General features: G+C 34.7%; 10 protein-coding genes. 3 read left to right on the top strand and 7 right to left on the bottom strand.

Translation table 11 applies throughout. From position 1 onward, the window contains the following. Positions 1-197: 197 nt before the first annotated feature. Entirely contained in the window at positions 198-1802 is a 1605-nt protein-coding gene (locus HF990_RS01320; protein ID WP_016837022.1) for a DUF4179 domain-containing protein, read from the bottom strand. Next, positions 1783-2337, bottom strand: coding sequence for an RNA polymerase sigma factor (locus HF990_RS01315; protein WP_016837021.1), 555 nt, complete (start codon positions 2335-2337; stop codon positions 1783-1785). Before HF990_RS01315 ends, HF990_RS01320 begins: the two co-directional genes overlap by 20 nt. 189 nt (positions 2338-2526) lie before the next feature. On the opposite strand from HF990_RS01315, the gene HF990_RS01310 reads away from it, so the two are divergent. Next, positions 2527-2916, top strand: coding sequence for a ribonuclease HI family protein (locus HF990_RS01310; RefSeq protein WP_016837020.1), 390 nt, complete (start codon positions 2527-2529; stop codon positions 2914-2916). Between the two features lie 199 nt (positions 2917-3115). Here HF990_RS01310 and coaW read toward each other — a convergent pair whose 3' ends face one another. Then, positions 3116-3961, bottom strand: coding sequence for a type II pantothenate kinase (coaW, locus tag HF990_RS01305; RefSeq protein WP_016837019.1), 846 nt, complete (start codon positions 3959-3961; stop codon positions 3116-3118). 131 nt (positions 3962-4092) lie between these two features. Further along, positions 4093-5148 (bottom strand): 3'-5' exonuclease, encoded by a 1056-nt coding sequence (locus HF990_RS01300; RefSeq protein WP_016837018.1) that lies wholly within the window; start codon positions 5146-5148, stop codon positions 4093-4095. 225 nt (positions 5149-5373) lie between these two features. Between HF990_RS01300 and HF990_RS01295 the strand changes: the two genes are divergently transcribed. Continuing rightward, a complete protein-coding gene (locus HF990_RS01295; RefSeq protein WP_016837017.1) occupies positions 5374-6201 on the top strand; it encodes a squalene/phytoene synthase family protein in 828 nt (275 codons plus the stop codon). A gap of 110 nt (positions 6202-6311) precedes the next feature. Here HF990_RS01295 and HF990_RS01290 read toward each other — a convergent pair whose 3' ends face one another. The 3 genes from HF990_RS01290 to HF990_RS01280 all read right to left on the bottom strand — a co-directional run bounded on the left by HF990_RS01290 (position 6312) and on the right by HF990_RS01280 (position 8467). Next, positions 6312-6524, bottom strand: a complete 213-nt coding sequence (locus HF990_RS01290; protein WP_016837016.1) for a hypothetical protein — start codon at positions 6522-6524, stop codon at positions 6312-6314. Positions 6525-6693: 169 nt separating this feature from the next. Next, positions 6694-8010 carry a D-serine ammonia-lyase gene (locus HF990_RS01285; protein ID WP_016837015.1) on the bottom strand — a complete coding sequence of 439 codons (1317 nt, stop codon included), beginning with the start codon at positions 8008-8010 and terminating at the stop codon, positions 6694-6696. Next, the gene (locus HF990_RS01280) at positions 8003-8467 is read right to left on the bottom strand and encodes a YaiI/YqxD family protein (RefSeq protein ID WP_168411791.1); all 465 of its coding nucleotides are present in this window, start codon (positions 8465-8467) and stop codon (positions 8003-8005) included. Before HF990_RS01280 ends, HF990_RS01285 begins: the two co-directional genes overlap by 8 nt. A gap of 167 nt (positions 8468-8634) precedes the next feature. On the opposite strand from HF990_RS01280, the gene gdhA reads away from it, so the two are divergent. After that, positions 8635-10008: an NADP-specific glutamate dehydrogenase gene (gdhA, locus tag HF990_RS01275; protein WP_168411786.1), complete on the top strand. Its 1374-nt coding sequence runs from the start codon at positions 8635-8637 to the stop codon at positions 10006-10008. The last annotated feature ends 24 nt before the right edge of the window (positions 10009-10032 follow it).

Below are 10032 nucleotides of genomic sequence, written 5' to 3'. Positions count from 1 at the left end.
AGTTTGCCGCTCGCTTCCTTCAGATTCCGCGTCACCACGGACACCCTTGCGTTAAGCTAACTGTTACTTCTGCCTTCACAGTTCGGGACTTACACCCTATAGATTACACCCATGCCAGGCGCACTAAAAAAGCAGCAGTTCGAAAGGTGAACTACTGCTTAACGAACCATTGATTTCCTCTACGTTAAATGATTCATTCAATTTTTAAATAATGGAATTCGTATTTCGTTTTTCAACGGAATGACTTCCGTTTCAGCAATGATATGGAGCGTCATTTCTTCAGGAATCTTTTCTAACTCGGAAGAAACCAATTCAAATGTTCGTTTGAATCGACCTTGCTGATCCGTTTCATCTAAAGTTGATCCTCCATGGTGAATCGTATATTTATTTCCTTTTTCATCTTCTAGTGCCCATTTTTCTATGTTAGGAGCTTTTTGCAAAGCAAATCCTGATAATTGTATTTCAACACTTTTTTGACGTTGTATTGGCATCCATGATTTCTGTAATGAATAATCTGTTTTTTCTTGCACAGAATCAATAGTTAATTCATATCCGTTATATTCAAAGGTTTTAGGTAATTCTTTTGGATTGAATGTAATTGAGAATTCACTAATTTTTGGTCGATAAATTGTATCTACAACGAAATATAATTCTTCTTCAGCATTTTTATTTGGAACGAATGAATCAATTTGTTTGTAAGGACCAAGTTCACTAGGCTCTCCATCCCATTGTCCCATGCCGCTTAACATATTTTCGGAAACAGGATGGCCCCGTTCTTTTGAGAAATAAATATTTTCATAACCTAGCACTACCCCTTTTCCGTTTTCAATTCGATAGCCAATAGAAGGGAAATATAGGAATTGGACAATTTCATTATTAAATTGTAGCTCTTTTTGTTTTAATTGCTGTTTTAATCTTTCTTTTACTTCCTCGGTATATTCTAATTGATAATAGATGTCTGTTGTAGAAGTAGCGTAATTGACTTTATCCAGATGAATTTTAACTCCTTCAACTTCGTAAGATTCATTCAACGCTACAACTTTTTGCTGTTCATAAGCGGAAGTCAAATCAATTGGTATATCGATTTGCCATTGTCCATCTTTCCCTGCAAGATGATGGATGTCCAATCGAACGGTTCCTTTTGTAAAGTTATCGATATTTACTAACGATATTTCATAAATCCCATAGTCATCATGAAGTCCCCAACTCATTGAATTAAGTTCCACTTCATTTTGATGTTCATCTAATACTTTGATTGAATATAAATCGGCATCTCCAATAAATGGATTTAATACTTTACCTTGTTGATTGGTTACCCGATAGGAAAAAGCAATTCGCGACGTATCGGCTATTAAGTCCTCAATGTGCAGCGTTATATCTGCATCTGTTGCTGAAAGATTAACAGGTGTTGCGATGTCAGTATCAATTGCCATTCGCAATCCTTCATCCACCGTTTCGCTGGAGAAGATTCCACCTACAAGTTTTGCAACACTCGGACTCACCGACATGAACACTCCCCCTGCAAGAAGTGCGCTTGCTGCCGTACCCAGCACCCATTTTAACGGTCGATTTTTTTTGCGTTTATGCGGTTCCAGCTGATCGACAATCTTTTCGGCAAAATCATCTGGCAATATTGGAGATTTTAGTGTTTGTTCTAATAGTTCATTTTCTTTTAATAGCAGTTCTAATTGCTGCTCACAATAAGGGCAAGACTGTATATGACGTTCCATAAGATCTTTTTCATTGTCTTCTAAAATGCCTTCAATATAATCGAATAACTTATCATCTTTCGGACACACCATATAAATACCCACCTTCTTTTGCATTTTTTCGTAATTTTTTCTTAGCTCGGTACAATTTATTGCGTACCTCTATTATCGAAATCCCTAATGTTTCACTAATTTCTGCGTAACTCAATTCGTTGGCATAACGTAAAAGTAAAATGTTTCGTTCATCTTCCGGCAATAATGAAACCATTTTCTCCAGTTCTCTACTCTCTTCATTTTGTAATAAGACTACTTCTGGTGTATCGTTGCTTCGTATAATCGTATTTTCAATTTGTTCCGTTTGAATTCTTTTTTTCCGAAGCTGATCGATACAGTAATTAATGGCAATGCGATAGAGCCAACTTTTAAATGGACCTTTCGGATTGTATTTTGGTAATTGTTCATACACTTTAAAAAATACTTCTTGGAGCAAATCTTCTGCCGTTTGAGGATTTTTTGTCATCCGTAAAATCGTTGCATACAAAGGATTTTTATAACGATTAATAATGTGTATGTAAGCTCTTTTATCTCCTGCTAAAATTTGTCGAACGTATCGGATTTCCTCATCCATGTTATTCCTCCTTTCTTTCTTCACTTAGTAAAACGAGATTCATCATGAAAAAATCTCACTTTATATAAAAAATTTTTATTTTCGTGGCCTCCTAGATTCATTACTGAAAACCATTAACAGATTAGAATGTTTTTACACGCTTTTGATATATTGCGGTATAATATAGTAAAAAAAGTTCTTGGGGGCAATATGTTAGAAGTTTATATTGATGGTGCTAGTAGCGGAAATCCCGGTCCAAGCGGAATCGGTTTATTTATAAAGGGAGAAGGACATTCCATACAAATTGGAGAATTTATAGGCGAATCAAACAATCATGTTGCGGAATTTATCGCTTTAATTCGAGGTCTAGAAGAAGCAAAAAAATTAGGAACGTCATTCGTATCCGTTCGTTCCGATTCGAAAATTGTCGTGAGTTCAATGGAAAAGAAATATGTAAAAAACGAACAATTTAAACCCTATTTAGAAGAAGCTTTAAAACTTGCTGATGAGTTTGATTTGTTTTTTATAAAATGGATTCCAGAACAACAAAATAAAGCAGCTGATCTGTTAGCGCGACAAGCTATTCGTAAAGGGATGTAATTTTCGCCATAATTAAAAAAGTGTGATGCCTGAAAAGTCACTTTTCTGTTTTACACCTTTGCGTCTCGCTAACGCTTTCGTCGGAGATAAATGCGACGAGACGGGGCATTGATTGTGACCACTACAGGAGTAAAGAAAAAACAATCATTATGTATTTGAGCCTGACCAAAAGTTTTGCATTTTTTGGTCAGGCTCTTTTTTATAATTGTGCAATATTTCTTTGTTCTACTTTATTTAAAAGAGCACCTATCGCTCCTGAAAATCCACAATCTTTTAAAAAGATTGGCTTGTGTTTTTTCAAAATCGTATAATTTGCAATAACTTCTTTCAAATGATCATTATTCGTCAATGTCGATCCAATATATATAATCGTTTCAGAATTTTTTGTATCTGCATATTGGATGCTTAAAGTTGTAATGACTTCACCAACTAGCGCTTGAATGGTTGCTAATAGATCAGGAACAGGATAATCGTTATGATTTAATATGTTGACTTTTCCAAAATTACTCGCCGTCAAATGGCCTTCTATCGGAGGATTCATCCCTTCAAAAATATCTTTTACAAATAAATCAATGAATTCCCTTTTACCTTGCTTTGCAATTTTCGTGATTTCATTAAAATCCGAAAGCCCAGTAATAATCGTTGATAACCCTGTTAAAGTACCTCCGCCAATTCCAGTTCCACCAACACGCACATGTTTGTCATTTTCCATATAATGTATACTTGTGCCTGTTCCAACATTCGTTATGATACTTTTTTGAATTTCATGGCCTTCTTTTTTTAATAAGTATTTTACCCCTTTGATTGTTGCATCAAATTCTACAACATAATCGATTGATTTTTTTGTTTTTAATTTTGCCAATAGCTGTTCTGTTCGACCACCTGTAATTCCAATTTCTTCAATGTTTGGATTTGCTTCAATCCATTCCTTCACTAGTGTTAAATCTTTGGAAGGAAAGACCTTAAATTGGAATTCATTTTCATCATCCAAGTAAGCAACTTTTGTTAAAGTGCCTCCTGCATCGATTCCTATTGTATTGCGCATAAGCTTTCTCCTTTATAGATTCCCTCTATACACTTTAACTGTATAAGCATATGATTGCAATTTTTTCTAATTTTAACACTATTCAAAAAAACGGTTACTATATTAAAATTATATTAATTTTTGTTAAAAAATTAAACTTTTACTACCTCATTAGAGAATAAATTTCTTTTTTCAAATTCATCAATTAGTTTGTGTTTATATCGAAATAATAATTTAGAAATTGTTTTTTCATATGTATCGATGGATTGGCCATTCATTGTAAAACGGCTTAGCAGTCCCTCATCCATTAGCAAGTGTTGCAGCGTCATCACTTCAGTTTTTGGTAAAACACAATGGTGTAAACGGTAAATGCGAGAAATTTGTTTTAAACCAGAGCGGGTTATCAAAACTTTATTCTCTAAATCATCTCTCACTGTATGTAAAAATTGAGCTAATTCCTCATTTGGAAGAATTTCATTATATTCCGATTTAACAATCGTACCGTCTTCTTGAACAATTTCCTTTTCTGTTTTTATGCATGATAACGATTTATGTAAGGAATTAATCGAGTGAATACGAATATGGGAAGGAAAAACTTCTCCAGTTACATAGGTTAAGTATACATCAACTTCATTTTCTTCATGATGATTTTCACTTAACATGAGGGCGAATTGATTCGTTTTTTGCTTTTCAATCATTTCATGGCCGCCTGAAGCTTTAAATATTTTAAAAAGGGTATTTGCATCTTGCAAAGCACGATGTTGTTCAGCAACCACTTCAAATTTTTCCATTAATTCACTTAAACTTGGTTGAACTTTTAATTGATTTTCAATCATATATTTTTGCTGAAAATCCACGATGGGATATATAAAATGCCGTTGGATTCGATTTCGAAAAAGCTCTTCTTCCAAAACTTTTCGATCAAACTCACCAAAGGTAACGAAAATTGTATCTCCTTGGCTCCATTCCATAAAGCGTTTAATGACTTGTTTAAAGGAAGGAGCATATAATAAATCTTCCGTTTGAATTCCCGTTAACTTTTGGATGCGGCTATTCAGCTTTTTAAATTTATATGGTTGAATTAATTCAGAAAAAAATTCAACTTCATCATTTGGCAACCATTTCACTGCCCCTATTTCAATGATGTGCTGTTTTCCGCGCACAATGGCTGCCTCAATATCTAAAAAAATATATGTTTCCTTTCGCACGAATGAATTCACCTTTTTTCTATCAAACTATCACATTTCATTGTAACGAAAATAGTCAATAATGACACGTAAAATAGTAAAAAAAACTTGCCAAAGTTTGTTAAACATAAATTGTAATTAATATTTTCCTTTTGTCTATAATAATTTCAGAAGTTTTATTTTTCATTTTAGAAAAATTATTGTAGGATAAATAGAAAGGTTAATGATCGGAGGAAATTTGGTCTTATGAATCAGAAAGCGCTTGAAAAAGATGCTATGAGAGTATTAAAAGAAACGAGTCGCACTTTTTATATACCGATTACATTTTTAAAAAAAGATTTGAAAAAGGCTGTTGCCAATGCCTATTTAATTATGCGTGCATTGGATGAAATCGAAGATAATGAACATCCAGAAGTAACGAATGAAATCAAATATTTCTTATTAATGGAAGTAAGCGAACTATTAAAAGAAGAAAACTTTAATAACGACAAATATTTACAACTGTTAGAACCTTATAAACAATACATGCCTGAAGTAACGATGCGTTTAAATGATTGGATTTTACTGTTACCTGAAGGAACGAAAAAAATTGTCTGCGATGCTGCAAGTGAAATGGCATTCGGTATGGCGAAATGGGCAAAAGCAAATTGGCAAGTTCGCACGAAGGAAGATTTAGATGAGTATACATACTATGTAGCCGGACTTGTTGGTGTCATGCTTTCCGATTTATGGGAATGGGATAGTGCAGTAAAAACGGATCGGGAATTAGCCATTGGATACGGCAGAGGTTTGCAAGCGGTAAATATTTTAAGAAACCAACAGGAAGATTTTGAAACACGAGGCGTCAGCTTTATCCCTGAAGGTTGGACAAAAGAAGATTTGTTCCATTATACAGAGGAAAATTTAGAAAAAGCTTATCAATATATGGATGCAATCCAAAAACGTTCTATTTTAATGTTCTGTCGCTTACCCCTTGCTCTCGCTCATAAAACATTAAATGCTTTAAAAGAAGGCAAGGAGAAAATGAGCCGCAGCGAAGTGGAAGAAACCGTAAAAGAATTGATGGTGGATTAACAAAGATAAAGCTTGTCCGAAAAGTAAGGTATTGAAACCCTCTCTCTTTTCGGACAAGCTTTCAATATTTTTATGCAATTGTTTCTAAACGGGGGAAAAAGCGATATTGTTTAATTATCCATGTCACAATAAAATGAAAAAGTCATATTAGCGTTTTCGGAGTAAACTGGTAATCCACCTTTTTCATAAAATTGATTAATTGTATCTACAGCAATTCGATGTTTTAAATTAACGTTTATTATAAGTAAAATTGCTGTGATAATCATAATAATTGAAATTACAATAATCGTTGGCTCAATAATTTTTGATCTTGTATTATCCACTTCCACCCTCCTTTCTTCAATTACTCGCAGCACCTACATTAGTAGCTTCAATTATTACCTTCGAATCTATTTTTAAATCATCTTCAATTCTTTTGCCAATGACTCAGTTAACAATTCAACATTTAAATCGCTAGATTAGTTGATTCAACCATTATAATTAGTGTACTTATTATCGATTCAAATAGACTTCCCTTTGTTCTTGCGGCACCATATTGCCACCTGTCGCCCATAAAATATGAGTTGCTTGATGTAATCGATTCGTTAATTCATATTTTTCTATATACGCATTTCCTTCCTTCAATAATTGTATCGGCCCGTATACGCTTGCATGGCTGGAAGGTTCCATAAATATCCCTTCATGTTGCATCATTTTTTTTAAACTCTCAAATAAAAATTCATCATCTACCGTGTAACATCCGCTCAGAATCGGCTCCATCAACTTCCCAACAAACTTGGAAGCTCGACCAACTGCTAATCCGTCCGCTTCTGTTCGATTCGTCAATCCAATATCTTTGACAGCAATTTTATCATGCAATCCTGTCATCATTCCTAAAAGCATGCAAGGAGACTGAGTCGGCTCACCAAAGAAAATATGGACATGTTCTTTATATAGGGCTTTTAAACCATATGCAACGCCTCCCGGTCCACCACCAACTCCACATGGTAAATATACAAACAATGGATGTTCTTCATCCACTTGAATATTTAATTCTTCCAGCTGATTCTTCAATCGTAGGGCACTCACTGCATAACCACTAAATAAATCGATGGAATTTTCATCATCCACAAAGTGGCACATTGGATCATGTTCTGCTTGTTTTCTTCCTTCCTCCACCGCTAAGCTATAATCCGACTCATATTCAATCACTTTGACACCTTTTTCACGAAGTAAATCTTTTTTCCACTTTTTCGCATCCATGGACATGTGTACTGTCACTTGAAACCCTAGTTTCGCTGCCATTATGCCAATACTAAGACCTAAATTTCCAGTAGATCCCACTGCAATTTTATATTGACTGAAACATTGGCGAAACGCTTCACTCTTAAACTTTTCATAATCATCCGTTTCTTTAATGAAACCCTTCTCGATGGCGCATTGTTCTGCGAATTTTAACACTTCATATATTCCGCCTCGCGCTTTAATGGAACCGGAAACTGCTAACTCATGGTCACATTTTAATAACAGTTTACCTAACAGCGGCTTTTCAGCATTCTTCTCGATAAATGGTTTCATTTTTGGTATTTCAATTAAATCCGATTCAATGATTCCTTGTAATTTTTTCGTTTCCGGAAACACTGCTTGAATATATCGGCTAAACCGTTGCAATCGTTTTTCTGCGTTGATGACTTCCTGAAATGAAAAGGAATGATTTTCTGGTAATTCATCTGTTTTATTCGGATTTAACCATAGTACAGTGTTCTGTTTCTTCATGTTCTCTAGAATAACTTGTTCCATTTCCGAAAGTTTGCGTTGAAAATTAAGCATTATCATTCTCCTTTTTTAATAACATTGCTCGTTCACAAATTTGTCGAAATTTTATTTCAAAGTCCAAATTATTTTTCTCTGTTCGTTTTTTTGGACCTTTCGTTTTTCCACCAGCACGGCGAAATTTTGCATTTTCATGCCTAAAAAATAACATTTGATCAATATTTTCATCTGTAAATTCTTTTCCATTTTGATTTAAAACAAAGGCACCTTTTGCCAAACACATGGCAGCTAAACCATAGTCTTGTGTAACAACAATATCAAATTTTGAAACCGCATTCACTATTGCAAAATCAACAGAATCTCGCCCCTCGGCAACTTGAATTGTTATCGCACCCTCCCTTTCTATGAGATGAGAAGTATCGCAAAATAAGAATGGTTTTATCTCGTATTGAGATGAAACAAATACAGCAATATCAACGACTGGACAGGCATCTGCATCTATAAACACGGATATTATACCCTTCAACTCCCTACCTAATTTTTGGTATTTTTTATTATATAAACATAATTTATTTTCCCTTATTTTTACATTTTATTTTCCCTAACTCAAAAATTAATGATTGAATTGTTTGAAAAATCATAATAACATTTTCTCATAAGATTTTGAGGAGGGAAACAAACATGACAACAACAGATGTAAAAAAACAATCCAAAGCAAAAGAATATATTGATTCTGTATATAATCAACTTAAAAATAAATATGGATATCAAACGGAATTTTTGCAGGCTGTAGAAGAAGTATTTTCTACATTAGTACCTGTTTTTGAGCAACATCCTGAATATATTGAACATAATATTCTTTCTCGAATTGTAGAACCGGATCGTATCATTACTTTCCGTGTAACTTGGCAGGATGATCAAAATCGAGTTCACGTAAATCGTGGTTACCGTGTACAGTTTAATAATGTTATCGGACCATACAAAGGCGGTTTACGTTTCCACCCAACAGTAAACGAATCCATTATGAAATTTTTAGCTTTCGAACAAATCTTTAAAAACGCACTAACTGGACTGCCAATTGGCGGTGCAAAAGGCGGCTCTGATTTTGACCCTAAAGGAAAATCAGATGCAGAAATTATGCGTTTCTGCCAAGCATTTATGACTGAATTATACCGTCATATCGGTCCAGATGTCGATGTTCCTGCCGGAGATATCGGTGTTGGTGCACGCGAAGTTGGTTATCTATGGGGTCAATATAAACGCATTAAAGCGATGCATGAAGCAGGCGTTCTTACTGGTAAACAGCCAGGTTACGGAGGTTCACTTGTTCGTAAAGAAGCTACAGGATACGGTTTAGTATACTTTGTAGAAGAAATGCTACGCGATAAAAAAGAATCATTCTTAGATAAAACTGTTGTTGTTTCCGGATCAGGTAATGTTGCTATTTATGCCATCGAAAAAGCCCAACATTTCGGTGCAAAAGTTGTTGCATGCTCCGATTCAAATGGTTATATTTACGATTCTGAGGGCATTGATTTAAACATTGTAAAAGAAATTAAAGAAGTTCAAGGTGAACGAATTAAAAAGTATGTTGAATATCGTCCAAACGCAACATATACGGAAGGTTGCACAGGTATTTGGACAATTCCATGTGATATCGCACTTCCATGTGCAACACAAAACGAAATTGACGGAGAATCTGCTCGTACTTTAATTAGTAACGGCGTAAAAGTTGTTGCGGAAGGCGCAAATATGCCTTCAACTCCTGAAGCGATCAATGAGTTTTTAGAAAATGGTGTCTTATACGGACCTGGTAAAGCAGCAAATGCCGGCGGTGTAGCAACTTCTGCATTAGAAATGGCACAAAACTCAAGCCGCACTTACTGGTCATTTAATGAAGTAGATGAAAAACTACATGACATTATGAAAAACATCTATAGAACAAGTAAAGAGTGCTCTGAAAAATATGGATATCCTGGAAATTTAATGCTTGGTGCAAACATTGCCGGATTTATCAAAGTTGCGAACGGAATGATTGCTGAAGGGGTTTATTAATCGTCTATTATCGGGAGAAATGAA

Source organism: Ureibacillus thermosphaericus, assembly GCF_012396605.1.
Taxonomy (GTDB): Bacteria; Bacillota; Bacilli; order Bacillales_A; family Planococcaceae; genus Ureibacillus; species Ureibacillus thermosphaericus.
This window is presented reverse-complemented; position numbering and strand designations above follow the sequence as displayed.

Excerpts from the sequence above, each read along its gene's own strand:
- HF990_RS01315 (WP_016837021.1), bottom strand. The coding sequence starts at position 2,337 with ATGGATGAGGAAATCCGATACGTTCGACAAATTTTAGCAGGAGATAAA.
- HF990_RS01295 (WP_016837017.1), top strand. The coding sequence starts at position 5,374 with ATGAATCAGAAAGCGCTTGAAAAAGATGCTATGAGAGTATTAAAAGAA.
- HF990_RS01285 (WP_016837015.1), bottom strand. The coding sequence starts at position 8,010 with ATGCTTAATTTTCAACGCAAACTTTCGGAAATGGAACAAGTTATTCTA.
- gdhA (WP_168411786.1), top strand. The coding sequence starts at position 8,635 with ATGACAACAACAGATGTAAAAAAACAATCCAAAGCAAAAGAATATATT.
- HF990_RS01320 (WP_016837022.1), bottom strand. The coding sequence starts at position 1,802 with ATGGTGTGTCCGAAAGATGATAAGTTATTCGATTATATTGAAGGCATT.
- HF990_RS01310 (WP_016837020.1), top strand. The coding sequence starts at position 2,527 with ATGTTAGAAGTTTATATTGATGGTGCTAGTAGCGGAAATCCCGGTCCA.
- coaW (WP_016837019.1), bottom strand. The coding sequence starts at position 3,961 with ATGCGCAATACAATAGGAATCGATGCAGGAGGCACTTTAACAAAAGTT.